24 protein-coding genes are annotated in these 24,114 nt (G+C 66.1%); 17 read left to right on the top strand and 7 right to left on the bottom strand.

The window, feature by feature from the left end:
* Positions 1-77: 77 nt before the first annotated feature.
* On the bottom strand, positions 78-1,076 hold the full coding sequence (locus ACTJLD_RS39745) for an ABC transporter substrate-binding protein (protein WP_440661558.1): 999 nt from the start codon (positions 1,074-1,076) through the stop codon (positions 78-80).
* Positions 1,077-1,128: 52 nt separating this feature from the next.
* A complete protein-coding gene (locus ACTJLD_RS39750) occupies positions 1,129-1,473 on the bottom strand; it encodes a DUF3088 domain-containing protein (protein WP_027792602.1) in 345 nt (114 codons plus the stop codon).
* 487 nt (positions 1,474-1,960) lie between these two features.
* Between ACTJLD_RS39750 and ACTJLD_RS39755 the strand changes: the two genes are divergently transcribed.
* Together ACTJLD_RS39755 and ACTJLD_RS39760 are read left to right on the top strand one after the other, a co-directional pair.
* Positions 1,961-3,145 (top strand): porin, encoded by a 1,185-nt coding sequence (locus ACTJLD_RS39755; protein WP_060156615.1) that lies wholly within the window; start codon positions 1,961-1,963, stop codon positions 3,143-3,145.
* A gap of 283 nt (positions 3,146-3,428) precedes the next feature.
* Complete coding sequence (locus ACTJLD_RS39760; RefSeq protein WP_027792599.1) at positions 3,429-4,616, top strand: LLM class flavin-dependent oxidoreductase; 1,188 nt, start codon at positions 3,429-3,431, stop codon at positions 4,614-4,616.
* 55 nt (positions 4,617-4,671) lie between these two features.
* Here the strand turns inward: ACTJLD_RS39760 and ACTJLD_RS39765 are convergent, their stop codons facing one another.
* Both ACTJLD_RS39765 and ACTJLD_RS39770 read right to left on the bottom strand, forming a co-directional pair.
* Positions 4,672-5,877 carry an acyl-CoA dehydrogenase family protein gene (locus tag ACTJLD_RS39765; RefSeq protein ID WP_440661560.1) on the bottom strand — a complete coding sequence of 402 codons (1,206 nt, stop codon included), beginning with the start codon at positions 5,875-5,877 and terminating at the stop codon, positions 4,672-4,674.
* A gap of 225 nt (positions 5,878-6,102) precedes the next feature.
* Complete coding sequence (locus tag ACTJLD_RS39770) at positions 6,103-7,344, bottom strand: DKNYY domain-containing protein (RefSeq protein ID WP_059693466.1); 1,242 nt, start codon at positions 7,342-7,344, stop codon at positions 6,103-6,105.
* A gap of 299 nt (positions 7,345-7,643) precedes the next feature.
* Between ACTJLD_RS39770 and ACTJLD_RS39775 the strand changes: the two genes are divergently transcribed.
* Together ACTJLD_RS39775 and ACTJLD_RS39780 are read left to right on the top strand one after the other, a co-directional pair.
* On the top strand, positions 7,644-7,928 hold the full coding sequence (locus tag ACTJLD_RS39775) for a helix-turn-helix domain-containing protein (protein WP_021158233.1): 285 nt from the start codon (positions 7,644-7,646) through the stop codon (positions 7,926-7,928).
* Positions 7,918-9,222, top strand: coding sequence for a HipA domain-containing protein (locus ACTJLD_RS39780; RefSeq protein WP_175900687.1), 1,305 nt, complete (start codon positions 7,918-7,920; stop codon positions 9,220-9,222). Before ACTJLD_RS39775 ends, ACTJLD_RS39780 begins: the two co-directional genes overlap by 11 nt.
* A 92-nt stretch (positions 9,223-9,314) precedes the next feature.
* On the opposite strand, the gene ACTJLD_RS39785 is transcribed toward ACTJLD_RS39780, so the two are convergent.
* Both ACTJLD_RS39785 and ACTJLD_RS39790 read right to left on the bottom strand, forming a co-directional pair.
* Positions 9,315-10,352, bottom strand: coding sequence for a LysR family transcriptional regulator (locus ACTJLD_RS39785; protein WP_440661563.1), 1,038 nt, complete (start codon positions 10,350-10,352; stop codon positions 9,315-9,317).
* A gap of 79 nt (positions 10,353-10,431) precedes the next feature.
* Positions 10,432-11,175 carry an SDR family oxidoreductase gene (locus tag ACTJLD_RS39790; RefSeq protein ID WP_176114655.1) on the bottom strand — a complete coding sequence of 248 codons (744 nt, stop codon included), beginning with the start codon at positions 11,173-11,175 and terminating at the stop codon, positions 10,432-10,434.
* Positions 11,176-11,367: 192 nt separating this feature from the next.
* On the opposite strand from ACTJLD_RS39790, the gene pdxR reads away from it, so the two are divergent.
* Together pdxR and ACTJLD_RS39800 are read left to right on the top strand one after the other, a co-directional pair.
* The gene (pdxR, locus tag ACTJLD_RS39795; protein ID WP_176114687.1) at positions 11,368-12,885 is read left to right on the top strand and encodes a MocR-like pyridoxine biosynthesis transcription factor PdxR; all 1,518 of its coding nucleotides are present in this window, start codon (positions 11,368-11,370) and stop codon (positions 12,883-12,885) included.
* Between the two features lie 290 nt (positions 12,886-13,175).
* The gene (locus ACTJLD_RS39800; protein ID WP_027792592.1) at positions 13,176-13,676 is read left to right on the top strand and encodes an Ohr family peroxiredoxin; all 501 of its coding nucleotides are present in this window, start codon (positions 13,176-13,178) and stop codon (positions 13,674-13,676) included.
* A gap of 112 nt (positions 13,677-13,788) precedes the next feature.
* Here ACTJLD_RS39800 and ACTJLD_RS39805 read toward each other — a convergent pair whose 3' ends face one another.
* The gene (locus ACTJLD_RS39805; protein ID WP_440661566.1) at positions 13,789-14,997 is read right to left on the bottom strand and encodes an NAD(P)/FAD-dependent oxidoreductase; all 1,209 of its coding nucleotides are present in this window, start codon (positions 14,995-14,997) and stop codon (positions 13,789-13,791) included.
* A gap of 224 nt (positions 14,998-15,221) precedes the next feature.
* On the opposite strand from ACTJLD_RS39805, the gene ACTJLD_RS39810 reads away from it, so the two are divergent.
* The 11 genes from ACTJLD_RS39810 (at position 15,222) to ACTJLD_RS39860 (ending at position 24,044) form a co-directional block, all read left to right on the top strand.
* A complete protein-coding gene (locus tag ACTJLD_RS39810; protein ID WP_124536227.1) occupies positions 15,222-16,223 on the top strand; it encodes a bestrophin family protein in 1,002 nt (333 codons plus the stop codon).
* Positions 16,224-16,593: 370 nt separating this feature from the next.
* Positions 16,594-17,373 carry an acetoacetate decarboxylase gene (locus tag ACTJLD_RS39815; RefSeq protein WP_081072653.1) on the top strand — a complete coding sequence of 260 codons (780 nt, stop codon included), beginning with the start codon at positions 16,594-16,596 and terminating at the stop codon, positions 17,371-17,373.
* Positions 17,374-17,388: 15 nt separating this feature from the next.
* Positions 17,389-18,171 (top strand): 3-hydroxybutyrate dehydrogenase, encoded by a 783-nt coding sequence (locus ACTJLD_RS39820; protein WP_060173558.1) that lies wholly within the window; start codon positions 17,389-17,391, stop codon positions 18,169-18,171.
* A 10-nt stretch (positions 18,172-18,181) separates the two neighbouring features.
* The gene (locus ACTJLD_RS39825) at positions 18,182-19,453 is read left to right on the top strand and encodes a DUF3734 domain-containing protein (RefSeq protein ID WP_146254358.1); all 1,272 of its coding nucleotides are present in this window, start codon (positions 18,182-18,184) and stop codon (positions 19,451-19,453) included.
* 176 nt (positions 19,454-19,629) lie between these two features.
* Positions 19,630-20,316: a DedA family protein gene (locus ACTJLD_RS39830; protein WP_440661569.1), complete on the top strand. Its 687-nt coding sequence runs from the start codon at positions 19,630-19,632 to the stop codon at positions 20,314-20,316.
* Positions 20,313-20,633, top strand: a complete 321-nt coding sequence (locus ACTJLD_RS39835) for a rhodanese-like domain-containing protein (protein ID WP_440661571.1) — start codon at positions 20,313-20,315, stop codon at positions 20,631-20,633. Before ACTJLD_RS39830 ends, ACTJLD_RS39835 begins: the two co-directional genes overlap by 4 nt.
* 221 nt (positions 20,634-20,854) lie before the next feature.
* Complete coding sequence (locus tag ACTJLD_RS39840; RefSeq protein WP_027792585.1) at positions 20,855-21,658, top strand: lipid II flippase Amj family protein; 804 nt, start codon at positions 20,855-20,857, stop codon at positions 21,656-21,658.
* Positions 21,659-21,745: 87 nt separating this feature from the next.
* A complete protein-coding gene (locus ACTJLD_RS39845; RefSeq protein WP_440661573.1) occupies positions 21,746-22,204 on the top strand; it encodes an MEKHLA domain-containing protein in 459 nt (152 codons plus the stop codon).
* A 295-nt stretch (positions 22,205-22,499) separates the two neighbouring features.
* Positions 22,500-23,000: an Ohr family peroxiredoxin gene (locus tag ACTJLD_RS39850; protein WP_440661575.1), complete on the top strand. Its 501-nt coding sequence runs from the start codon at positions 22,500-22,502 to the stop codon at positions 22,998-23,000.
* A 155-nt stretch (positions 23,001-23,155) separates the two neighbouring features.
* Complete coding sequence (locus tag ACTJLD_RS39855) at positions 23,156-23,635, top strand: carboxymuconolactone decarboxylase family protein (RefSeq protein ID WP_059693446.1); 480 nt, start codon at positions 23,156-23,158, stop codon at positions 23,633-23,635.
* A gap of 4 nt (positions 23,636-23,639) precedes the next feature.
* The gene (locus ACTJLD_RS39860; RefSeq protein WP_321846116.1) at positions 23,640-24,044 is read left to right on the top strand and encodes a cupin domain-containing protein; all 405 of its coding nucleotides are present in this window, start codon (positions 23,640-23,642) and stop codon (positions 24,042-24,044) included.
* Positions 24,045-24,114 lie beyond the last annotated feature (70 nt).

Genomic DNA, 24,114 nt, shown 5'->3' on the forward strand with positions numbered 1-24,114 from the left:
CGAACCGGCGCGCCCGACGAAACCTGCGTCGGGCCTGAAGCCGCCGGGTCACGAGCGCATCTTCCCGGCGCATCGCGTCACGCCGACGCCACCAGCGTGTTGAACGACGTATCCCACAACGGCGCGACATTCGCCGGCCCATCCAGCACGCCGATCCGCGCGAACACATCCGCGACCTGCTGATGCTGCGCCACCACGTCGGGCGTCACCGGCAGCAGCGCATAGTCTTCGCTGCGCTGGTCGAACATCGCGACGAGATCGCCCGCCGGCACGCGCGTCTCCTGGTTCTGCACCCGCGCGTAGTCGCCGAAATGCCCGTTCGCCCACGCGTACGCGCGCCGGAACCGCAGCAGCAGATCGCCAGTCGCCGCACGACGGCGCGCATCGTCGAGCGTGCGCGGGTTCGCGTACACCGGGAAATTGCCCGACAGATAACCCTTGCCCGTCTTCAGCACGCGCGCCCCGTAGCGATTGCGCGCGAGCTGGCCGTTGTAGCCGTAGATCGCCCACGCGTCGATGTCGCCGCGATCGTAGGCCGACAACCCGTCGGTCGGCGACAGGTTGATCGGCTGGATGTCGTCGAAGCCCAGGCCCGCTTCCGTAAGCTGGCGATACAGGAAGTAGTGCGACGTCGTCGCGCGCACGTAGCCGACGCGCTTGCCCTTCAGGTCCGCGATGCTGCGGATCGGCGTGTCCTTGCGTGCGAGCGTGACCTGGTTGTTCAGGTCTTCGCGCACGGGGGTGATGAGCCGGACGCTGGCCTTCTGGCGCGCGGCGAACACGGCCGGAATTTCGCTGCCCGAACCGATATCGAGCGCATCTGCATTGAGCGCCTCGATGTGCAGCACGCCGTTGTTCAGTTCGCGCCAGTCGATCCGGTACGGTGTGTCGCCGAGGCCGGACGCCTGCAGCAGCGCGCGCCAGCCGCCCTTGTAGGTCGCGACGCGCAACGTCGTGCCGGCGAGATCGGTGTTGACGGCCGGCGTGGCGAACGCGGCCTTCGCGGCGAACGGCGCCGCCACGGCCGCGGCGCCGGCAAGAATCAGGCGGCGGCGTGCCGCCGACGTTGACGCCATCGAATCCTCCTGTCGATCGGTTGCGAATTGAGCGGAAGCCTGCGCGGCTGCATCAATGCAGCACCGGGAACCCGTGGCGCTCGGCCAGCAGCTCGAGGATGCGGCGCGCGTCGGTGACGAACCGCACGTCGCCGAGCGTCTGCGCGTCGTCCGGCGCCGGCTGGTCGCGACCGAGCACGAGGACCGGCAAGCCCTGGTGCGCATCGTCGAGCGCCTCGATCACCGCGTGGCGCGGCCGCTCGAAGCCGACGCGCTTCACGTCGATGCGGCCGGCATGCTCGGGCGCGCTCGCCAGCAGCCCCTCGATCGACAGTCCGTGCGGACAGACGAAACGCTGGCCCGGATGCTTCGGATCGGCAAAGCCCGGTTCCAGCAAAAACAGTACATCGCGACTCATGTCAAACGGCTCCCGTGTTCGTTGTTCAGCCGGGACGCATGCGCACGTCGGCGCAGTCATGGTCCCGGAGCAGGCCGGCCCGCGGCCGGATGCCCGACTCTACCGTTGCGCGTCGCACCGCCCTACCAACGTTTTGAGAAATCGATATGCCGGCGCGCGTAGCGCATCGATCGTGCGCCGCACAGACGGCCGTTGCGTAAATGCATCGTCCGTTGCATCGCGGACATTGCGGATATCGAACCATTTCATCGATCGATATGACGGCGGCTGCGGGTAGCCGGCGCCCGACGTTCGCCGTTCGAGCGATGCGTTCGCCGCAGCAGGGGTACCGGACGCGATCGCGACGCACATGCCGGACTTGCAGCAATGCACATTACAAATCGGCCGCGCAGCGATTTACAAACCACGGATCGACCGTTCGCCGGTTCAACCCGCGTCAATAGCATCGTGCTCCTTACAGTCTTACTCATAAAAACAGAGGAAAGTCATGATCAAAAAAACGGTAGTCCTGGGTTTGGTTTCGATCGGTTCGGTCAGCGCGCATGCGCAGAGTTCGGTCACGTTGTACGGCGTCGTCGATGCCGGTTTCGCCTATACGAACAACCAGGGCGGCGCGAGCAACATCCAGCAGACGAGCGGCAAGCTGAGCGGCAGCCGCTGGGGCCTGAAAGGCGTGGAAGATCTCGGTGGCGGCCTGCAGGCGGTCTTCACGCTCGAAAGCGGGTTCCGGCCGAGCGACGGCGGGCTCGGCCAGGGCGGCCGGCTGTTCGGCCGTTCCGCGTACGTCGGCGTGGCCAAGTCCGGCATCGGCACGCTGACCTTCGGCCGCCAGTACGAGCCGATCACCGATCTCGTCGCGCAGTACTCGGGGTCCGGCTTCTGGTCGCCGGCCACGCACGTGGGCGACAACGACAACATGAACCAGAGCTTCCGCCTGAACAACGCGGTGAAGTTCCGCAGCGACACGATCGCCGGCTTCACGGCCGACCTGCTCTATGCGTTCAGCAATCAGGCGAACGGCGGCGCCGGCACCGGCTTCTCGAACAACAATGCGTGGGGCGTGTCGGCGAACTACGTGAACGGGCCGCTGTCGGTCGGCGGCGGTTACGTGCGACTCAATCACCCGAATGCGACGTCGAATACGACCGGCGCGGTGGGCGGCGCGACCTCGACCACCGGCAACGACTACAGCGGCGCGTTCTTCTACGGGCTGAACGGCGGCGTGCTCAAGCAGCAGATCGGCGTGGCGGGCGCGAACTACGCGCTCGGCCGCGCGACGCTCGGCTTCGCGTGGAGCCACACGCAGCTCAACTATCTCGACGGCTCGTCGCGCAAGTTCAACAACTACGACGTGAACGCGCGTTACCAGATCACGCCGGCGGCTACGCTGATCGGCGTCTATACGTTCACCGACGGGCGCGCGAGCGGCCTGCCGGGCACCGGCGGCCAGACGCTGAAGCCGCGCTGGCACCAGTTCACGCTCGGGTTCGACTATGCGCTGTCGAAGCGCACCGACATCTACGTGTCGGGCATCTACCAGCTCGCGGCCGGCGATGCGAGCACGGCGACGGCGGGCGGTTATCGCAGGATCGCGGCGATCTCGAACATCGGCAGCGCGTCGTCGACGAACCGCCAGGTCGCGCTCGTCAGCGGGCTGCGCGTGAAGTTCTGACGGCATGCGCAGCGGGTGTGGTGCGGTGCGGCGCGATAAGCAAAGCGGGAATCGTTGTTTGCCGCGCCGTGCCCGGTTGCCGAGAATGTGCGTTTCCCGTGCGCTGCCCGCAGGCGCGATACGCGTTCGACGATGACCGACTCCCGCCCCGCGTGCCGCGCAGCAGCCGGCGTGCGGCACTGCGTCGGCACGCCGGCGCATCGGGCATCGCACCCGGGCGATTCGCCGCCGCACGTGCCCGCCGTTGTCGCGCGGTGCGTGCCCAACCCGCAAGGAAGCCATCATGAGCGCCCCCTCCGTCGCCGCTCCAGTCGCGACGTCACCGTTCGTCGACGTCCGCTCGCCGGCGGATTTCCCCGACAGCCCCGTGTCGCGCGTGCTCGCGCAGCCGCTGATGCTCGGGCTGTTCCTGCCGATCCAGGCCGGCGGCTGGAGCGCGTCGACGCTGCCGCGCACGACCGACTGGACGTTCGACTACAACGCCGAGCTGGTCGCGCGCGCGGAAGCGCTCGGCTTCGATCTCGTGTTCGCGCTGTCGCAATGGCTGCCGAAAGGCGGTTACGGCGGCGTGTTCGACGGCCACGCGCTCGACTCGTTCATGACGCTGGCCGCGCTGACCGCGCGCACCGAGCGGATCATCCTGGTCGCGACGAGCCATGTGCTGTACGGGCCGTGGCATCCGCTGCATTTCGCGAAGTTCACCGCGACGCTCGATCACATCTCGCGCGGGCGCTGGGGCATCAACGTCGTGACCGGTCATCGCGCCATCGAGCACGAGATGTTCGGCTGGAACCGGATCGAGCACGACCGGCGCTACGAGATGGCCGCCGAATTCGTCGACGCGGTGCAGCAGTTGTGGGCGCAACCGGACAATTTCAGCTACACGCCCGCGCTGTCGGGCTGGCGGCTGGGCGGCGCGTTCGTCACGCCGAAGCCACGCTACGGCCGCCCGCTGCTGATCAACGCGACCGGCTCCGACGCGGGCATCGAGTTCGCGGCGCGCTATTCGGACATCGTGTTCGTCACGAGCCCGGCCGGCCCCGACGCCGAACGCGCGATCGACGCCCTGCCCGCGCATACCGCGCGCGTGAAGGCGGCCGCCGCCGCGCGCGGCCGGACGATCCGCACGCTGCTCAACCCGCTCGTGATCTGCCGCGAAACGGCAGCCGAAGCGCGCGCGTATCGCGACGCGATCGTCGCGCATGCGGACGAAGGCAGCTTCCACCGTTTCGACAGCGACGCGCATGCGTGGCGAGGCGGCTTCGAACAACGCGCGCAGGCCGACGCGCGCGCGATCGGCGGCAACATCTCGATCACGGGTTCGCCGGAGGAAGTGGCGGACACCATCGTGCGGCTGCACCGCGCGGGCATCGACGGCATCCAGTTGAGCTTCTACGATTTCAAGCCCGATCTCGACTTCTTCGGCGAGCGCGTGCTGCCGCTGCTGCGCGACGCCGGCTTGCGGCGCTGACGCGGGCGGCGGACGCATCGCCCGCCGCGGCACTCATCGTTTCCACGCCGCGTGGTCAGAACACGCGGCCTTCGGTGAGGTGCGTCGTCACGCCGTTCAGGTCGTAGTCGCCGATCACGCGCGCCTTGTGCAGCAGCGGGTTGTGGCTGAAGATCGTGCGCAGGTTGCGCCAGTGCCGGTCGAAGTTGTGTTCGCGCGCCGTCGCCGATGCCCCGCCGACTTCGAACAGCCGCTCGGCCGCGTGCAGCGCGAGCTTGCTGACGATGAGCTGCGTACGCGCGGTTGCGAGCGCGCTGTCGAGCACGCGTGCATCCGCATCGGCATCGCCGGCCTCGATCGCGTCGGCGGAACGGTCGAGCGCCCGCGCGTTTTCGCGCACGAGCGCGTCGATCGCGTGACTGTGCGCGGACAGTTCGCCGACGACCTGCTGGATGAAGTGATCGTCGCGCGCGGTCTGCGCAGGGCTGTGCAGCACCGGGCGGCCGTGCGCGAGCACGTAACGACGCGCATCGGCAACCACGTTGCGCACGATGCCCGCGCCCGTCGCGACGAGATGCAGCTGGCGCAGCGCGCCGCAATGGCGGCCGACGAGCGTCGAGCCGTCGCGCGGGGCCACTTCGTCCGCGAACACCTGCACGTCGTCGAGCAGCAGGCTGCCGCTCGCGGTCATGCGCTGGCCCATGCCGTCCCAGTCGTCGAGCACCCGCACGCCGTCGCGCGCGACGGGAATGATCACGGCGACCGCGTCGCCCTGCTCGTTCTCCACGTTGATGCGCGCGAAATCGGCGAACGCGGTGCCGGTCGAATAGTATTTGCGCCCCGTCACGCGATAGTGCTCGCCGTCCCGGCGCAGCACGGTGGTGTTCTCGCCCGGCCGCGACGTGCCGCGCTCGGTCGACGCACCGCCGAAGATCGCGCCGGCCAGTGCCCGCTCGAGCTGCACGTCGTTGAACGGCGTGCGCGGCGACAGCCGCAGCGTCTCGGTCTGGTCGTAGTGGATCCGCAGCGCGTGCGCGAGATTCGAATCGGCGGCGGCCAGCGTCGCGATCGTGTCGAACAGGTCGACCAGCGTGCCGCCGAGGCCGCCGCGCGCGACCGGAATCCGCAGCACGCCCAGCGCCGAGCGCCGGAAGTGTGCGAAACCGTCGAACGGCAATTCGCGACGCGCCTCGCGTTGCGCGGCATCCTGCCCGATCGCGGTCGCGAGATCGGGCAGTGCGGCGAGCGCGTCGCGCGGATCGACGGCATCACGGGCGGTCATTCTGCGGTTCCTTGTACGAGAAGTTCGGGAATGCCGCTGCGCGGTGCGATCGCGGCATCCGCAAACCGGCGCACATACGGCACCGCAAAGTATAGGGACGCCCCCGGTGTGCGTGAAAAGCCGATTTCAGCTTTTGTTATGCGTGTGCCGGGAATGGTCGCGCGCCATCGCACCATCGCGCCGTTGCGCGATACCCCGGCGCGGCACGGTCGCGCGTGGCGACCGTCACGATTCCGTCGACGGGTCGGGTACGCGCACGATGCCCTCCGGATACCGGATGTCGATCAGCCCGTGCTTGTCGCGGATGCGGATCGGCGGCACGACCTCCACGCTCGCACGGTCGACGCCCTCGCACACGGCCAGGTTCGTATTGGTGCGGTAGTACACGCGCTGGTCGTCGACCGCAAAGGCCCAGTTCAGAAAGCGCAGGCTTCGTGCGTCGATCCCCGGCAACGGCTTGCGGTAGTTCTTCCCCCACAGCACGTGACCGTCGGCGTCGATCAGCATGTCGTGAAAGACGCCGCGCGCGGTCTCGACGTCGACGCGCCCCGGCTTCGTCACGATCTTGCCGTCGTAAAGGATCTGCGCGCCGAGCCGCGCATACCGGTAGCCGAGGCTCACCACGCCGGCCGGATCGTCGATGCCGCGCTTGCGCACACCGGCGCAGAACAGGTGCTTCGCATCCCGCGCGTACGCGCCGCCGATATGCGTGAGGCTGGCCACGTCGGCCTTGACGACGGTCAGGCGGCATGGGCCGCGATCGGGATCGTGGATGTCGCGCTCGACGTGGTAAGCCTGCCGTGCATCGCGATACCAGCCGCCGCCCAGGGGTTCCAGCGTGGCGGCATCGCCGTCGGCAACGAGCCCTTCGCCTGCGTCGTCGTAGCTGAACGCGGCGCCGCCCGCGTAGTAGCGCAGCCCCGACGCATCGACGGCAAAGTGGTCGACCAGGTGCCGGAAGCTGCCCAGATCGAAGTTGTTGAGCGCGCGATACTGATGCCCGCTGCCGGTGCGGGCCCAGACGCGTTCGCCATCGCTGTGGAACGGCCCGCCGAGCGGGGCAAGCGGCTCGTTGCGCGTGTCGCGCCGCCGCCGCGCTTCCGCCTCCTCACGGCGCTGTGCCTCCTCGGCGTCGTAGATGGCCTGCTGCTCCGGCGTGACCCGCGCCGCATCCTCGTACTGCTGCATGTGGCGCGCATGCAGCGACTGCACGGTCGCGATGCAGTACACCGAATGCGGAACCGAGCGCAGATACAGCGCCCAGTCCTCGTCGTCGCACCGGTAGAACCAGTGGATCGCCTCGCCGTCCCATCCGGCCGGGTCGGTGCGCGCGAGCAGCGCGGCCTTGACGTCCCGGACCTTGCCGGGCACGACGAAGGAAAGGCTGTAGCTGGTGTCACGGACGATGTCGAGGCTCTCATCCTCGAACAGGCTTCGCATCAGTTTTTCGAGTTCTTGCAAGGTCATGGGCGCGTGTCGACCCGGTGACGGGCCACGGAATGAACGGACGTGCGGCGGTCATTCTAACCATGGCGACGTGCGCTGCCCCGGCCTCCTTCGGGACATTCGGTCGATCCATCGCGTATCCGCCCGGATACGAACACGTCGACGATCGTCATTTCGCCGAATCCGGTTCCCGATCGGGAACGAAACGGGCATTCCGTTGCCGGCACGATCAATTCGTTTCCGTTCGGATACGAATTGATGCCTGCGCCAACGAGTTGTGCAATACTGTTCCCGATCAGATACGAAGCACGGAGGACGTCATGCACGAGATCCTGCCCGTCGGCACGATCGGCGCACTCGCCAACCTTATCCGCGCGGCACGGCTCCAGCAGGGATTTACGCGGGACGAACTCGCGAACGCCACGGGGCTTTCGCCGAAATTCATCAGCCAGGTGGAGGCCGGGAAACCCACCGCGCAGGTCGGCAAGATCCTGCTGCTGCTCGGCGAACTGGGCATCACCCTGCTCGCGCAATCGTCCATCGAGATTTCGGCGGCAAACGTGCTGAAGGCCGCACAACGCCGCAGGAGCCGCCATGGCGAGTAGAACGCTGATCGCCTCCGCGAACGGGTTGCGCATGGGCGCGCTGACCGACGACAAAGGCGTCTGGTCGTTCACGTACGACGCACAGTGGCTGGCATCGCCACGCGCGTACCCGCTGTCCCCCGCTTTCCCGCTGCGCGCCGGCACCTTCACCGATACCTCGACCGATCGCCCGGTCCAGTGGTTCTTCGACAACCTGCTGCCAGAAGAAGGCATGCGCACGTCGCTTGCGCGCGAGGCCAGGGTCGACGCCGCCGACGCGTGGGGCCTGCTCGCGTACTTCGGGCGCGAATCGGCCGGCGCGCTCACGCTGCTCGCGCAAGGCGAACAGGAAGCGGCCGGCAGCATGCAGCCGCTCCCGCTCGACGAACTCGAACGCCGCATCCAGGCGATGCCCGAGCGCGCGCTGACGGCCACCGCGCCCAAGCGCATGTCGGCGGCCGGCGCGCAGCAAAAGCTGCTGCTGATCCTGCGTGGCGACGCGCCGGACTACACGCTGTTCGAGCCGGTCGGCAGCGAGCCGTCGATGCATCTGCTGAAACCGGACATGCGCGCCGCCGGCTATCCGCATTCGGCGATCAACGAGTTCTTCTGCATGAAGCTCGCGAAGCGGATGGGCCTCGACGTGCCCGACGTGCACTTTCTGCGCGCGCCGTCCGCATGCTACGTGATCGACCGTTTCGACCGCGATACCGCATCGGAGCCGGCCGCACGCCTGCATACGATCGATGCGATGCAGTTGCTGAACTACGATCGCGGCTTCAAGTACCAGCGCGCGAACGCGGAAGAACTCGGCCGCGCGATCGGGCAGACCAGCACGCGCGCGCTGGCGCGCCTGTCGGTGTTCCGCTGGACGATCTTCAACGTGGTGGTCGGCAACGGCGACGCACACCTGAAGAACCTGTCGTTCTTCGTCGACGCGCGCGGCTACCGGCTCGCGCCGTTTTACGACATCGTCAGCACGGTCGTCTATCACACGCCCACGCACCGGCCCGATCATCGCGGCGATCATTGGCCGCACTGCGAGCTGACGATGCCGCTCGGCGCGGCGGCGCGCTTCGCCGACATCGACCTGGGCGCGCTGGTCGCGTTCGGCAATGCGCTCGGGCTCAGGGAGAAGGCAGCCGAAAACGAGCTGCGGCGCTTTCTCGAACCGCTCGATCGCAGCGTCGCGCAGACGCTCGACGAAGTGCGCGAGGTCACGCGCCCCGACGCCGGGGAAATGCGCCTGCTGAACTCGATCGTCTCGATGCCGATCGCGGAGATGGGCCGCGCGCTGCGACAGGGGCGCGGGTAAGCGGTTGCGCACGGGTCGCGTGCCGTCCGCTCACCGCGGCCGATGCCTGACGAACCGGCCCCGGCCCGTGGTGAATGCCCGTCACCGGCGCGTCACGCTGCGAGTCCGGTCGGCGACGCAACCGCGACATCCGGATTGAACCGGGTCATGCAGTTCAGGTCGAGTGCGCGTATCTGCTCGGTCATGAAGTCGACGAAGATACGAATGCGCGTCGGAAGATGTTGCCGGCTGAGATAGCAGATATAGTGGCCGCGATCTTCCGGCACATGCTGCGCGAGCGCGACGACGAGTTCGCTCGAAGCGATATGGTCGCGGATCTGGTAACCCGCCATCTGCGCGATGCCCGAACCGTTCAGGACCGCACGCAGCACCAGGTCCGCGTCGTTGAACGTCAGCCGCGACTTCGGCAGGTATTTCTGCACGCGGCCGTCGACGTTGAACTCCCATTCGAATATGCGGCCGCTCGCAAAGCGAAAGTTGATGCACTCGTGCCGGCCCAGATCCTCCAGACTCTGCGGAAGGCCGTGCGCGACCACATACGACGGCGACGCGCAGAGCGCCATCTGCATCGGGATCAGTTGCCGGGCGATGATGCTCGAATCCTCGATGCGTCCATTGCGGAACGACACGTCGATTCGTTCGGATACCAGATCGACCGGCCGATCGTCGAGCAGCAGATCGATGACGATGTCGGGGTAGGCTTTCGCAAACGTTTCCAGCAGCGGCGCAACGATCTTCCGGCCGAAACCCACCGCCGAGCTGATCCGGATGAGGCCGCGCGGCGGCCCCTCCCGCAGTTCCAGCATGTCGTTCATGGCTTCGACGATCTGCGCCACGCCCTGGTGGCAGTTCTCGAAGAATCGCTGGCCTTCGCAGGTCAGTTCCGTCATGCGCGTGGTCCGCTGGAACAGCCGCGTACTCAACTGCGCCTCCAGCTTCTGGACGTTGCGGCTCACAGCCGGCCGGCCGACGCCGAGACGTTCGGCGGCCTTGGTAAAGCTCCCCTCGCTCGCCACCGCGACGAACGCAAGGATGCCCGCGTAGCTTGCACCGAAGCTGGCCGACAACGCGTCGGCGCGCCCTGGCAAGTCGCGACGAACGCCGTGCTCCGACGTATCCGATCGATTCATTTCCGCTGCCCCCAGACATCCCGCCCATCCCGATTGCCCGTCGCAGGCGTACGCCTGCCCCCCACCTTCGACACGCGAATCAGCTTCCTGCGAGCCACCGGTCCAGGCCGATGGTGCCGAGTCGCGCTGCCCCGAGCGGCACGAGCGATCGTTCCTCGACACGGCCGCCGTAATAGCGGGCATCGCGATCGGTCACCACCGCACGCGTGTCGCCGACCGACTTCAGGTAGCGAGCGACGATCTCCGCGAACGGCGCGCGATCCGGGCCCGCGATCTCGACCGTGCCGTTCAGCGGCCCGGCCAGCGCGATCTGCGCGAGCAGCGCCGCGACGTCTTCCGCGGCAATCGGTTGAAACAGTCCGTCGCCGATGCGCACGGTCCCGTCTTCGGTGCCGGAATCCGCAATGCCGCCGATGAACTCCATGAATTGCGTGGCACGCACGATCGTGTACGGCACGCCGGCCGCCTCGATCGCCTGTTCCTGCGCGACCTTGGCCGCGAAATAGCCGTTCTCCGGCATCCGGTCGCAGCCGACGATCGACAGCGCGACGTGATGGCGCACGCCTGCGGCCACTTCGGCCTTGCCGAGATTGCGGGCCGACGTGCGGAAGAAATCCAGCACCGCCTGCGGTTCCCATGACGGCGCGTTCGCGACGTCCACGACGACGTCGGCGTCGGTCAATGCGTCGGTCAGGCCTTCGCCCGTGATGGAATTGACGCCGGTGCGCGGCGACGCCGCAAGCGCCTGGTGCCCTGCCTCGCCGAGCAACGTGACGACGCGTGAGCCGATCAGGCCCGAACCACCGATGACAACGATCTTCATCGCAAAATCTCCTGACGAAAGGGTTTTCCTGGAACGCGCGCGGCGTGTGACGCTCGCCGCCTCCGATGAAAACGGTCATGACCGTCGCATCGCATGGCGCAATTGTGGAAGAATCATGTCCTATCCATCAGTGCCAAGAATCGTCGATCGGACTGGTCCATACCGTCCGCTCCCGTCGCCCACGAGACCGTGATGCCCGCCCAAACGCCCGCCCTGACCATCGAAATCGACCGGCACCATCAGTTGCCGATCTACCTGCAGATCTGCGAGCGATTCAGAACCGCGATCGCGGCGGGCCATCTGCGCCCCGGCGATCGCGTGCCCGCGCTGCGCGGCCTCGCGACGCAGCTGAACACGGCGCGCGGCACCGTCGAGCAGGCGTACACGATCCTGGTCGACGAGGGCTATCTGCAAATGCGCGGCGCGGCCGGCACGTTCGTCTCGCCGTCCCTGCCGAAATCGCTGACGCGGCCGACGCCCGCGCGCGGCGACGAGCAGGCATGGCGCCCCGACGACGCCCCTCTCCGGGTGCCGGGCAAGTCGCGCGAGCTTCCGCCTCCGCGTCGCCCACAGCCGATCGCGGTCGCGCTGAGCGGCGAGCCGCGCCCGTTGCAACCGGGGCTCCCCGCACTGGACGCGTTTCCGCGCAAGGTGTGGCACCGGCTCGTGTCTCAACGTGCACGCAGCGCCGAACGCGCGTTGCTCGGCTACCCGAATCCGGCCGGCTACCGGCCGCTACGCGAGCACATCGCCACCTATCTCGGCTTGTCGCGCGGCGTCACCTGCGTGCCGGAACAGGTGTTCATCACCGGTGGCTATCGCGCCACGCTGGAACTCGTGCTGCGCAGCCTCGCGCGGCCGAACGATCGCGTATGGTTCGAGGATCCCGGCTACCTGCTGGCCCGCACCTTCCTGTCCGAGACCGGTGTGCAGCTCGTTCCGGTACCGGTGGACGCCGAGGGCATCGACGTCGAGCGCGGCAAGCAGCTCGACGCGCACGCGCGCTTCGCGCTGGTGACGCCGTCGCATCAGAGCCCGCTCGGGCACACCCTGTCGCTTGCCCGGCGCATCGCGCTGCTGGACTGGGCGGAAAAGACGTCGGGCTGGATCGTCGAGGACGACTACGACAGCGAGTTTCGCTATCTCGGCCGCCCGCTGCAGGCGCTGAAGAGTCTCGACCGCCGGGATCACGTGATCTATTGCAGTACCTTCAGCAAGGCGATGTATCCCGGTTTGCGGCTCGCCTACGCGGTCGTGCCCGAGCGCGCGGTAGAGCGTGTCGATCGCGTCGCATGCAGCATGAATGCCGGCTCGCCGACCCTGCTGCAGGCCGCCCTGGCGGATTTCATCGAACAGGGGCACTTTGCCCGGCACCTGAAGCGCATGCGTGCGTTGTACGGCGAGCGGCGCACGCTGATCGTGAACGCATTGCGGCAGGCATTCGGCGAGCGGCTGATCGTCGAGCTGCCGCCCGGCGGAATCCAGTTCGCGGTGCGGTTCACGGACGGGCCCGACGGGCCGGTCGACGACGTCGCCGTCGCCGCGCGCGCCCGCGAAGCGGGCCTTGCGATCCTGCCGCTCTCGATCTGGTATACGAACAGCCACACGCGGCAGACGCCGCGCGGGCTCGTCATCGGGTTCGCGAACATCGTCGATGCGGCCGAAGCGCACCGTCACGCGCACACGCTGCGCGCGTGCCTGGACCGCTGACGCACGAATTCGCGGCTGCGCCCGTCGCGCCGGGTTCCGGATTGGTGTCCGACGGGAAACAGACAATCGCCCTGAACGGCTATACCGCCGCCATGTGCACGCCTCTAGCATGGAAACGTCGTTCTTTCGTGGACGAACCAGGAATCAGGCTGCACCGGGCGATTGCCGTATTCGTCATACGATCGCTCGACACCCACCATTCGCGGCAGACGCAATTTGCGTGGGACGTGCAGCCCCCTTCGCAAGACGTTTCGACCGTCGAAGCGCGTCGCTGAACTCGAGCAAGCATCATGGATGACAAGAAGCTGCAGGCCCCCTCGCTGTCTCTCCTCGACAGGTATCGGGGCCGTGACTTTCAACCCCTTTACACGACGACCGTCACCGTTTCCGGCGGCGAGACGGGACACGGCCGCGCATCCGGCGTGGCCCGCTCCGACGACGGCAATCTCGCGGTCGACCTGCGCCTGCCCGCCGAGTTCGGCGGGCCCGGCAACGGGACCAATCCGGAGCAGTTGTTCGCGGCAGGGTTCGCCGCGTGCTTCCACGGCGCGCTCAATCTGCTCGGGAAACGCGCCGAAATGGAGGCTCCCGATACGGCCGTGGAAGTGCAGGTGTCGTTCGGCCGCGATCCGATGGACGGTGGCTTTGCATTGCTCGTCGACGTTCGGGTGCGGATGCCTGGCGTCGATCGCAGCCTCGCGGAGGAAATGGTCCGCACCGCCGAGCGCCTGTGCCCGTATGCAAAGATGGCGCGGCAAGGCACCGTCAACATCATGACCGTCGTCGACTGAATCGACGCCTTGCGTGCCGCGGCGGCGTCTTGTTCGCCGACACCCTTCAGCCGCCGCCGCGCGACTGCACGCCCCGCCGCGCATCTCGCGACACGCGCGGGGCGCCGTCCGATCAGCCGAACGATGCCAGCGGATTACCCGCTGCCAGCGCGTCGGCGCGATTCGGCGCCGGCGGGTAGATCCACTGCGTGTTGATCATCTGCTTGCGCGCCTTTCCTTCCGCGTGCGTCAGCTTGATCTGCCGATCCCAGCCTTCCGAGTAGACAGCGCCCCACTCGCCAAGGTCGACGCATGTCGCATAGAACGGCTGGCGGTACGTCAGCGTCGGCACACCGATCAGATCCGCGGCGACGTTGTGTCCGCCGAATTGCCCCATCACGATCGCGTGCTGGCACGACATCAATGCATCGTGCCCGTCGTCGTCGCACCGTGCCCGCGCCACGTCTCCCGCCACGAACACGTGCGGTGCGTCGGCGACCCGAAGATCGGCCGTGACCGCGACACGTCCGAGCGCATCGAGATGCGACGAGACTTGCGCCGCCAGCGGGCTGGCACGCATTCCGCCCGCCCAGATCACGGTCATCGCCTCGATATGCGTGCCGGATGCGGTGCGAACGCCGTCGGCCGCGATCGACACGACACGCGAACCGAGCACGGCTTCGACGCCCAGCGAATCGAAGGCTTCAGCGACGTACGGGCGAGGATTGGGCCCGAGATCGGGACCGATGTCGTCCTGCGCGCCGATCACGACGACACGGCTCTTCGCATCCGCGCCAAACCACTCGCGCAATCGCTTGGGCAACTCGGTGGCGACCTCGATACCCGTGAAGCCGCAGCCGACCACCGCGACCGTATTGCGTGCCGGCGAATCCGGCAGTTTCGCGAGCGCCGCGAAGTGCGCGTCGAGTGCGACCGCGTCCTCGATGCAGTCGACGGAGAACGCGTGTTCCGCGAGCCCCGGCACCGGCGGCCTGCTCAGCTTGCTGCCGCTGGTCAGCAACAGCCGGTCATACGCGATCATGCGCTTCTCGCCGTCGGCGCAAGCAACACCGGCCGTCTTCTCGCGAACGTCGATCTCCTCGACACTGCCCTCGAGAAATTTCACGCCGACGGCATCGAGCAGCGGCAGCAGCGGCGCGGCCATTTGCTGCGGCCCGCTTTCGTACAACCGCGGCCGGATCTGCAACTCCGGCTTCGGGGAAACCAGCGTGATTTCAACGTCACTGCTCGTGACGCCGGCACCGTCCAGCACGCGAGCCGCGCCCAGTGCGCCCCACACGCCGGCAAAACCGGCACCCACTATCAGGATTTTCTGCGACATGATCATTGCCCTCGGTTGATGTCGACCGCGGCCATCCGCCGCGCGAAATCATCGTAGGGGGATGCTGCCGCGTGCAGTAGATCCGCAACCGTGCTCACGATGTTGCCTCTGCGGCACCAATCGATCGCATGTCACCGGAATCGATCGCAGGCATGATGTGCGGCGAAGTTCGTGCGTTGCCGCCCCTTTCGTCACCCACCTGAATCGTCGATGAGGCAAATGAAATGCATCTCGGAAGATCGTACAAGCTATCGGAATTCCTGATCTGGACGCGCTGGAAGATCTACGAGCTGCTCATTTTCGGTTCCGTTCCGGTCGTGCTGTACAAGTTCTTTTCGATCACGTGGCTGTCGATCCCCCTGACGATCGTGGTGCTCCTCGGCACCGCGACGTCGTTCATCGTCGGCTTCAAGAACGTCCAGACGTACAACCGCGCAGCGGACGCGCTCGAAATCTGGACCGGCATCCTGAGCAAGAGCCGCCGCTGGGGACAAATTGCGCGCGACTTCGTCGCGGATGAAGAGGTTGCCCGAAAGCTGGTATACCGCCACCTCGCCTGGCTGACCGCGCTGCGATACGACCTGCGTCGCCCGCGGGTCTGGGAAAGCACGACCAAACGCTACAACGCGGAGTACCGCCGCTTCTATCGTGTTCCCGAATGGGAAAAGGACATCAGGGAACTGCTGCCCCAATACCTGTCTCCCGCGGAAACGGCGCAGGCGCTGTCGTCCTCCTCCATCACGACATGCGTGCTGAGCCTTCAAGGTACGTCGCTCAAGGCGCTTTACCTGGCCGGCCAGCTGAATTCGGGTTTTTACATGGAGCTTCAAAAGACGATCGGGGACTTCGTCGATCTCCAGTCGAGATCGGAGCGATTCAAGAACTTCCCCTATCCGCGTCAGTACGCGACCGTCAGCTCGCTGTTCGTGCGGTTCTTCTGCCTTTCGCTTCCGTTCGGTCTTCTGAACGAATTCAATCGGTTGAACGACAGCGTGAGCGGCTTCATGCACGGCAACATGGTATGGCTGGTCGTGCCGTGCAGCGTCGCCGTTTCGTGGATGTATACGTCGCTCGAACAGGTGGGCGAAAGCACCGAGAATCCGTTTGAAGGCGGCGCGAACGATGTACCCATTTCAACGCTGTGCAGCACGATCGAGCGCGACCTGAAGGCGATGCTCGGAGAACACGAAAGCGAATCGTCGAGCCGCACGATCATCGCGCTATAGGGCGTTCAGCGCCTTTCCGACGCCGCTCGGCACGAATTCACGCTGCACGTGCCGCCGTCGATCCCGTCGTTCGGGCCGCACCGCGTTCCCTGCCGGGCAATCCTCCTTTCGTCGATTGTTGTCGCCGAGACAACATGGTGAGGTCCTTCGCGGCGCTACTGCCGCGCGGCCACATCGCCTACGCTTGGCGCTGACGGTGGCCGTACATGCTGCCCGATGCGTTCCGGCACACAGGGACGACACCGCAAGCGCAACGCGCGAAACCACGTGGCGAATCTGCGCCGCGTCGCGTCTTCACGCGTCATTGGTCGCGACGGCAAACGCCGTCGCGACGGGTGCCCCCGGCACCTCACCTACCGAGGAACGATCCGTGACAGAAGAAGATATCCGCAGCAAAGCGTTCGCGATGCCCGTCCCCAACCCGGCGTATCCGCGTCCGCCCTTCCGCTTCGTCAATCGGGAGTACTTCATCATCTCGTATGAGACGGACCTGGATGCCCTCCGTGCCGTCGTGCCGGCACCGCTGACGGTCGACCATGCAGTCGTTCACTACGAGTTCATCCGCATGCCCGATTCGTCGGGATTCGGCGACTACACGGAAAGCGGTCAGGTGATCTCCGTTCTGGACGCGGACGGCAACCGGGCCAACTTCACGCACTCGATGTACCTCGACGACGAAGGCCCGATCGCAGCCGGACGGGAGATCTGGGGATTTCCGAAGAAACTGGCCTCGCCCAGGCTCTGCATCGACGGCAAGGACACGCTGCTCGGCACGCTCGACTACGGCACGCAGCGCATCGCCACCGGCACGATGGGCTACAAGTACCGCGCGCTCGACACGGCAGCGGAGCGCCGCAAGCTCGCCGACACGCCCAACTATCTGCTCAAGGTCATTCCGCACGTCGACGGCTCGGCGCGCATCTGCGAACTGGTGCGTTTCTTCCTGCGCGACGTCGACGTGATCGGCGCATGGGAAGGGCCCGCCGCGCTCGAGCTGCGTCCGCATGCGCTCGCATCGGTTGCCGATCTGCCGGTTCGCAAGGTGATCGGCGCGCGTCACGTCATGGCGAATCTCACACTCGATATCGGCGAAGTCGCCCATGACTACCTCGCCCCCGCCGAGCCGTTGAAGCTCGCGGTCAACCAGTAAGCTCCCGGAGGACATATGGCACTGAATGACAAGGTCGCGCTCGTAACGGGCGCAGCAAGCGGTATCGGCGAAATGTGCGCGCGCAAGCTCGCGGCGGACGGCGCGACGGTCGTGATCGCCGACCTGAATCTCGCGGCAGCACGACAGGTCGCCGACGACATCGTCGCCGGCGGCGGGAAAGCATCGGCGGTCGCGATGGACGTCACCAGCGAGGAAGCCGTCGATGCGGGCGTGGCCGACACCGTGAACCGGCTGGGCGGCATCGACGTGCTCGTGTCGAATGCGGGCATCCAGATCGTCAACCGGATCGAGGACTACACGTTCTCCGACTGGAAGAAAATGCTGGCCATTCACCTCGACGGGGCATTCCTGACGACCCGCGCCGCGCTGCGGCACATGTACGCGTCGAACAAGGGCGGCTCGGTGATCTACATGGGCTCGGTGCATTCGCACGAAGCGTCGCCGCTGAAGTCCGCCTATGTGACCGCGAAGCACGGGTTGCTCGGCCTCGCGCGCGTCGTCGCGAAAGAAGGCGGGTCGCGCGGCATCCGCGCGAACGTCGTGTGCCCGGGCTTCGTCAGGACCCCGCTGGTCGACAAGCAGATTCCCGAGCAGGCGAAAGTCCTGGGCATCTCGGAACAGCAGGTCGTCAAGGACGTGATGCTGAAGGAAACGGTCGACGGCGAATTCACGTCGGTGGCCGACGTCGCGAACACGGTTGCGTTCCTGGCCGGCTTCGAGTCGAACGCACTCACCGGACAATCGATCGTGGTCAGCCACGGCTGGTTCATGCAGTAAGGAGAACACCATGCAACCGAGCCAGCGAAACAAGCTGAAGCAGCCCCATCGGATCGAGCTCCCCGCCTATGACGAAATCGGGCTCGTGCTGCAGGGCGGCGGCGCCCTGGGCGCATACCAGGCCGGCGTCTATGAAGGCATGGCCGAGGTCGGCGTGGAACCGACGCAAATCGCCGGCGTCTCGATCGGCGCGCTGAATACCGCGATCATCGCGGGCAACGCGCCCGCCGATCGCACGGAAGCGTTGCGCGGCTTCTGGAACACCGTCAGCCAGCCGACCGACCCGCTCTCGCATGTCGGCGCGTACCTGTCGGCTTGGCCGGGGCTTGAAGACGTGGGGCGCAGGTGGTCGAGCGCATGGGCCGCCACGCGCACACTGATCGAAGGCCAGGGCGGATTCTTCGCTCCGCGCATGCATGCGCCTTTCGGCGGATTCGGCAGGAAGCGTCCCGACCAGGTCAGCTATTACGACACGTCGGCTTTGCGCGACACGCTTCTGCGGTACGCGAACTTCGATCGCATCAACGACGGGAACATTCGCGTCTCCGTCGGCGCGGTCAACGTGCGGACGGGCAATCTCGTCTATTTCGACAATTCGAAAATGCGTCTGGCGCCGGAGCATTTCATCGCGTCGGGCGCATTGCCGCCGGGCTTTCCCGCCGTCGAGATCGACGGCGAGTTTTACTGGGACGGCGGTCTGGTGTCCAACACGCCGCTCACCGAGATCATCCGGGAAAGCCAGCACAAGGACACGCTCGTGTTCCAGCTCGACCTGTGGAGCGCGCGAGGCAAGCTGCCGGGCGACTTTCTCGACGTCAGCGAGCGCACCAAGGACATTCAGTATTCGAGCCGCACGCGCGCCATCACCGCGTTCATGTCGCAGAACCAAAAGCACGCCCAGATGATCAAGGCGTTGCTCGAACACATTCCCGAACACGTTCGGCTTGCCCACCCGCTGCTGCGCGATGCGCAGAAAACAGCGGACGGCAGCGCCGTGAACGTCGTGCACCTGATCTACAAGAACAAGACGTTCGAGGGGCACTACAAGGACTACGAGTTCAGCAAGGACACGATGCGCGAGCATTGGGCAAGCGGCCTCGAGGATATTCGCCGTACGTTCGGGCACCCGGAGTGGTTCGAGATTCCGAGCCGGGAAATCGGCTTCGTCACGCGGGACGTGCACCGCTATCGGCAGGACGTCGACGAACCCGGCTGGTCGGGCAAGGATGCGTTGCCGGCACGGCAACATTCGCCGGAGCAGGAATCGTCCGTCGCCAGGTAACGCGCGCCGACACCCGCCACGGGGCAGCAAGGCGGTCGTTCAAGCGCCCGCATCGCGTGACGAGCGATCCGGCCGGCACTGCCCCCGACTCGACGTATCCGCCCTGCAAGACCGGATCAGGCGGCGCCGCGGCCGGCCTTCGGAACAGGCTACGCGGCAGCCTCAAGGAGAGCATCATGATGTCGCATGAATTGATCGCGCGGTACGGCACATGGGTCGTATTCCTGAACGTGCTCGGGTCTTCGCTCGGCCTCCCGTTGCCGGCCATACCGACGTTGATCACGGTAGGCGCGGGCACCGCGCTCGTCACGCATGTCGGGTCGTCGACGCTGCTGCATTTCCTGACGATACTGGGTGCCGCCGTGGTCGGCGGCCTGCTCGGCGATCTGGTCTGGTTCCAGGGAGGCAAACGGTACGGCAAGCGCACGCTTCACACCGTCTGCGGCCTGTCGCCGTCGCGCGAAGCGTGCGTCACGACGACCGAGCGCTTTTTCGGGCGCTGGGGCGTTCGCGTGCTCGTCGTTGCGCGGTTCGTACCCGGCCTTTCGCTCGTTGCCGTTCCGCTCTGCGGTGCGATGGCCGTCCGGGTGCGCGCCTTCGTCCTGCACGACTGCGCCGGCATTGCACTGTGGGCATCGATCGGCCTCGCCATCGGCACGCTGTTCGCCTCGCAGATCGATGCGATCTTCGCGACTGTCGCCCGGCTCGGCTGGCAAGCGCTCGTCGTGATCGGCATCGCCCCGGTGCTGTACTTTCTGTATGGCTACTGCCGCAGGCAGATGATGGCAAATGCGCTCGGGAAGGCGCGATCAGCGCGGGCGAATTGCATGCGTTGCTCGCGAACAAGCCGCGGCCGGCCGTGATCGATATCCGTTCCGCCGAATGGAGAACGCGCGATCCGTTTGTCATTCCGGGCGCGCTGATCGCCGATGAACGCCAGCCCCGCCAGATCATGGAGCGTTATGGAACGAACCGGACACTGGTCATCTATTGCGCGTGTCCGCACGAAGCGTCTGCTGCGTCGGTGGCCAGGCAGTTGCGGCTGTCCGGCGTCAAGCTCGCATTGCCGCTCATCGGCGGCATCGAGGCATGGCGTGTCGCGGGCTTCGACGTGGAACCGATGATCGCGATGAACGACACGGCAATCGGCGCCGCCGGGCAGCAGCTTTTCACGCAATGACTGCCATGGCGCCTTCATGCGCCGAAGCAGCGCGTATCGCCCTGCTCGTGCGGCGGACGACCGAATCGGCATCACGACTCTTGCTGCCCCGGCTTCGCGCGTCCCCCGCCCCGATCCTCGGCGAACCGTGCCTTGCGCTCCCGCGACTGTGCGCCTCGCGACAACCGGGCCGGTACTTTGCTCGGGTACACTCATGCCTCCGCCACACGCGCCGTCACAGCATGGACAGTCAGCTTTGGATCATTTGCGGGCTTACATTCGTCATCCATGTGATCGCGACACTGGCCTATGCGGTGCGGATCGCCGGCGTTCGAACGCGCCGGATCGCCTTGTCGTTTTCCTTGTTCGGGATCATCGCGCTGGTTTCCCGGACGGCCAACTCCTTTCAGGGGCCGTTCATCGCGAAACGGGTCGAAATGGATATTGCGCATCGGATGGGCAGCGGGCTGCTCACCGATTTTCGGCTCTTCCTGCTGAGCGCCACCGTGGCGAGCATTGCCGGCGCATTCCTGATCCCGACTTTCCAGCGTTATTTCAGCCGCGCCGTCGAACATTTCCAGGTGAATCGCTCGATTCCGCGGCTGCTGGTCGACGCCTGCAGTCGCGCCGGCGTCAACTATCTTCGCGTGGGCGCACGACTGCCTTCCCGCCACAACGTCACGCAACTGACCGCGAGCACCGGCGTGTCCTGGAAAGTCATCGTGCTGAACGTGGCAGCCATGGCGATCTGGACGGTCGGTGTGTTCGCGTCGCTGTATGCGGGTTACCTGAAACCCGACCTGAGGGTGACATGCGCGAACCTGTCGTCCGTCATCAACGGCTTCGCGACCGTGGTGCTGGCCGTCGTCATCGACCCGCAGGTTTCTGTCATGACCGACGATGTCATCGAAGGCCGGATATCGGAAAACAGCTTCCGGCGGGCCATCACGACGCTCGCCGGTGCGCGAGTTCTCGGCACGCTGTGCGCTCAGGCGGCGCTCGTTCCGGCGGCGTTGGTCATTGTCCGTGTTGCGGAAATCATTTAACCAGGAATGGTCGTCTGCAGATGCTGTATCGTAAGCACCCTCACAGTCGCGCAGACGGGCCCCACGATCTCCGCCGAGATGTCCCAGATGATTCCACTCCACCGCGATCCAGCGTTCTATCAGCTCCTTGCCGACAGCTACGCCCGGCTGCTTGGCCGCCCACTGGTGCCTCAGGCCATGCACGTGGACGAAGCTACCGAATGGCTCTATGAGCGTGCGCCGTTCGCGGTACTCGCGCACAACACCGATCGCGACCCGGTCTTCATTTACGGCAACAAGGCCGCGCAGCGCCGGTTCGGGTACAGCTGGGATGAAATCACCCGACTGCCGTCCCGGCTTTCAGCAGAAGCCCCGAATCGCGAGGAGCGGCAGCAATTCCTCGCACGCGTACAGCGGCTCGGCTACGAGGCGGGCTACAAGGGCGTGCGGGTCACCAAGTCAGGCCAGCGCTTCATGATCGAGGAAGCCACGCTGTGGCAACTGCTCGACGCCGACGGCACACTGCACGGCCAGGCGGTTGTCATCCCGCGCACGCGTGACATCTGATCGGACGACCCGGTGTCTGGACCAGGGTTTGGCCGCCCTGCACGCCCCACTCTTCCATCGACTGCATTGGTGCGGACCGGGCAACACCATGCATCCCGAGTCGATCTGGTGCGTCGGCTCGTCTTTGCCTAGCATGCAAGTACGTGTGGTCCATCGACGGGATGGCGCTCGTGGGGATTGACTGGCAGGCAAGCGCTGCGCCGTTGCGCTGATTCGCTTCGAAGAACAACGCAGCGCCTCGATATCCAAGGTTCGAGAGCCGCTCGCGTTGGCCATACCGGCAACCGGGAGGCATATGGAGAACGAGAGGTTGCAACCTCCGCCGCTGACACTGCTCGACAAATACCGCGGGAAGGAATTCGCCCCGCTCTACACGACCACGGTCACGGTCTCTGGCGGCACATCCAGGCACGGCCGTGCATCGGGCGTCGCGAAATCCGACGACGGCAGTCTCGTCCTCGATCTGCGCGTGCCCGCCGAACTGGGCGGCCCGGGCGGCGGCACCAATCCCGAGCAGCTTTTTGCCGCCGGTTACGCCGCGTGCTTTCATGGCGCACTGAGCCTGCTGGCGCAACGCGCGCGGGTCGATACCCGGGAGACGACCGTCACCGTCGAAGTCTCGTTCGGCCGCGATCCGGTAGATGGCGGATATGCGCTGGTTGCCAACGTCACCGTCCGCATGCCGGGTGTCGAGTTGCCCGTCGCGGAAGGTCTCGTACGCGACACGGAACGTCTCTGCCCTTATACGAAGATGGCACGACAAGGCATATGCGGCTTCATCGCCGTGTCGGCATGATGGGCGATTGGTTCGGAAGCGGCAACAGAGTGCGCACCTTGCCGGCACTACTAGCTCCCGGGACGCACGATTACGATGGTTGCCGGGCAGGTGCTGCGGCGAATCGCCATCCGACGCGCCCAAGGCCCCGCTTCAACCGATCAGGAGAACAGATCATGACGCAACGTATCAACTACTTTCAGCAATCGCCGGAACTGGTCAGGAAGCTCATCGAGCTGGACGGCTTGTTTCAGAAGACGACGATCGAGGCGCCGGTCCGCGAGCTCGTCGAGATCCGGGCATCGCAGCTCAACGGCTGCGCATTCTGCGTCGACATGCACATCAAGATGGCAAAGATTCATGGCGAGCGTGAATTGCGCCTGCATCACGTCGCGATCTGGCTCGAATCGACGCTGTTTTCACCCCGCGAGCGCGCCGCGCTGGAATGGACCGAGGTACTGACCCGCCTCCCTGCGCATGGCGTGCCGGACGATCTCTACGCACGCGTACGGGAACACTATTCCGAGCAGGAACTGTCGGATCTCACCGTCCTCGTGGGCGCCATCAATAGCTGGAACCGGCTGAATGTCGCATTCCGCATCGTGCCGGGATCGTTCGACAAGATGTTCGGGCTCGACAAGGCCAACCTGGAGTGACGACATGAAACGCATCATGCTCGTACTCGCGCCGCTGGTATCGTCGCTGCTGATGGCCGTTCAGCCGGCCGTCGCCGCACCGCAAGCGAAGGTCACGCCGCTGACCACGGAGCCGTTGCCCGAGTATCCGGGCAAGGAAGTCCAGATGATCGTCGTGGACTATCCGCCCGGCAGCGTCGACCCCGTTCATCGTCACGACGCACACGCGTTCGTCTACGTGCTCGACGGCAGCATCGTGATGGGCCTGAACGGCGGCAAGGAGGTCACGCTCCATGCCGGCGACACGTTCCACGAAGGCCCGGATGACGTCCACACGGTCGGGCGAAATGCCAGCAGCACGAAGTCGGCAAAATTCGTCGTGTTCCTGATCAAGAACAAAGGCGCGCCGGTCCTCACCCCCGTGAAGTAAGGTAATCGTCGTCGCGGCCCGGCAATGCCGGGCGTGTCGTTCGGGATCCTCCAGATGCGGGATGCCGTTG

This window comes from Burkholderia sp. 22088 (assembly GCF_052045915.1).
Lineage (GTDB): Bacteria > Pseudomonadota > Gammaproteobacteria > Burkholderiales > Burkholderiaceae > Burkholderia > Burkholderia cepacia.

Bases quoted from the DNA above. Each gene is read 5' to 3' on its own strand.
- ACTJLD_RS39810 (WP_124536227.1), top strand. From the start codon at position 15,222: ATGCATCTCGGAAGATCGTACAAGCTATCGGAATTCCTGATCTGGACG.
- ACTJLD_RS39780 (WP_175900687.1), top strand. From the start codon at position 7,918: ATGGCGAGTAGAACGCTGATCGCCTCCGCGAACGGGTTGCGCATGGGC.
- pdxR (WP_176114687.1), top strand. From the start codon at position 11,368: ATGCCCGCCCAAACGCCCGCCCTGACCATCGAAATCGACCGGCACCAT.
- ACTJLD_RS39775 (WP_021158233.1), top strand. From the start codon at position 7,644: ATGCACGAGATCCTGCCCGTCGGCACGATCGGCGCACTCGCCAACCTT.
- ACTJLD_RS39805 (WP_440661566.1), bottom strand. From the start codon at position 14,997: ATGTCGCAGAAAATCCTGATAGTGGGTGCCGGTTTTGCCGGCGTGTGG.
- ACTJLD_RS39745 (WP_440661558.1), bottom strand. From the start codon at position 1,076: ATGGCGTCAACGTCGGCGGCACGCCGCCGCCTGATTCTTGCCGGCGCC.
- ACTJLD_RS39760 (WP_027792599.1), top strand. From the start codon at position 3,429: ATGAGCGCCCCCTCCGTCGCCGCTCCAGTCGCGACGTCACCGTTCGTC.
- ACTJLD_RS39785 (WP_440661563.1), bottom strand. From the start codon at position 10,352: ATGAATCGATCGGATACGTCGGAGCACGGCGTTCGTCGCGACTTGCCA.
- ACTJLD_RS39800 (WP_027792592.1), top strand. From the start codon at position 13,176: ATGGATGACAAGAAGCTGCAGGCCCCCTCGCTGTCTCTCCTCGACAGG.
- ACTJLD_RS39830 (WP_440661569.1), top strand. From the start codon at position 19,630: ATGATGTCGCATGAATTGATCGCGCGGTACGGCACATGGGTCGTATTC.
- ACTJLD_RS39790 (WP_176114655.1), bottom strand. From the start codon at position 11,175: ATGAAGATCGTTGTCATCGGTGGTTCGGGCCTGATCGGCTCACGCGTC.
- ACTJLD_RS39750 (WP_027792602.1), bottom strand. From the start codon at position 1,473: ATGAGTCGCGATGTACTGTTTTTGCTGGAACCGGGCTTTGCCGATCCG.
- ACTJLD_RS39855 (WP_059693446.1), top strand. From the start codon at position 23,156: ATGACGCAACGTATCAACTACTTTCAGCAATCGCCGGAACTGGTCAGG.
- ACTJLD_RS39825 (WP_146254358.1), top strand. From the start codon at position 18,182: ATGCAACCGAGCCAGCGAAACAAGCTGAAGCAGCCCCATCGGATCGAG.
- ACTJLD_RS39820 (WP_060173558.1), top strand. From the start codon at position 17,389: ATGGCACTGAATGACAAGGTCGCGCTCGTAACGGGCGCAGCAAGCGGT.
- ACTJLD_RS39770 (WP_059693466.1), bottom strand. From the start codon at position 7,344: ATGACCTTGCAAGAACTCGAAAAACTGATGCGAAGCCTGTTCGAGGAT.
- ACTJLD_RS39850 (WP_440661575.1), top strand. From the start codon at position 22,500: ATGGAGAACGAGAGGTTGCAACCTCCGCCGCTGACACTGCTCGACAAA.
- ACTJLD_RS39765 (WP_440661560.1), bottom strand. From the start codon at position 5,877: ATGACCGCCCGTGATGCCGTCGATCCGCGCGACGCGCTCGCCGCACTG.
- ACTJLD_RS39860 (WP_321846116.1), top strand. From the start codon at position 23,640: ATGAAACGCATCATGCTCGTACTCGCGCCGCTGGTATCGTCGCTGCTG.
- ACTJLD_RS39840 (WP_027792585.1), top strand. From the start codon at position 20,855: ATGGACAGTCAGCTTTGGATCATTTGCGGGCTTACATTCGTCATCCAT.
- ACTJLD_RS39755 (WP_060156615.1), top strand. From the start codon at position 1,961: ATGATCAAAAAAACGGTAGTCCTGGGTTTGGTTTCGATCGGTTCGGTC.
- ACTJLD_RS39845 (WP_440661573.1), top strand. From the start codon at position 21,746: ATGATTCCACTCCACCGCGATCCAGCGTTCTATCAGCTCCTTGCCGAC.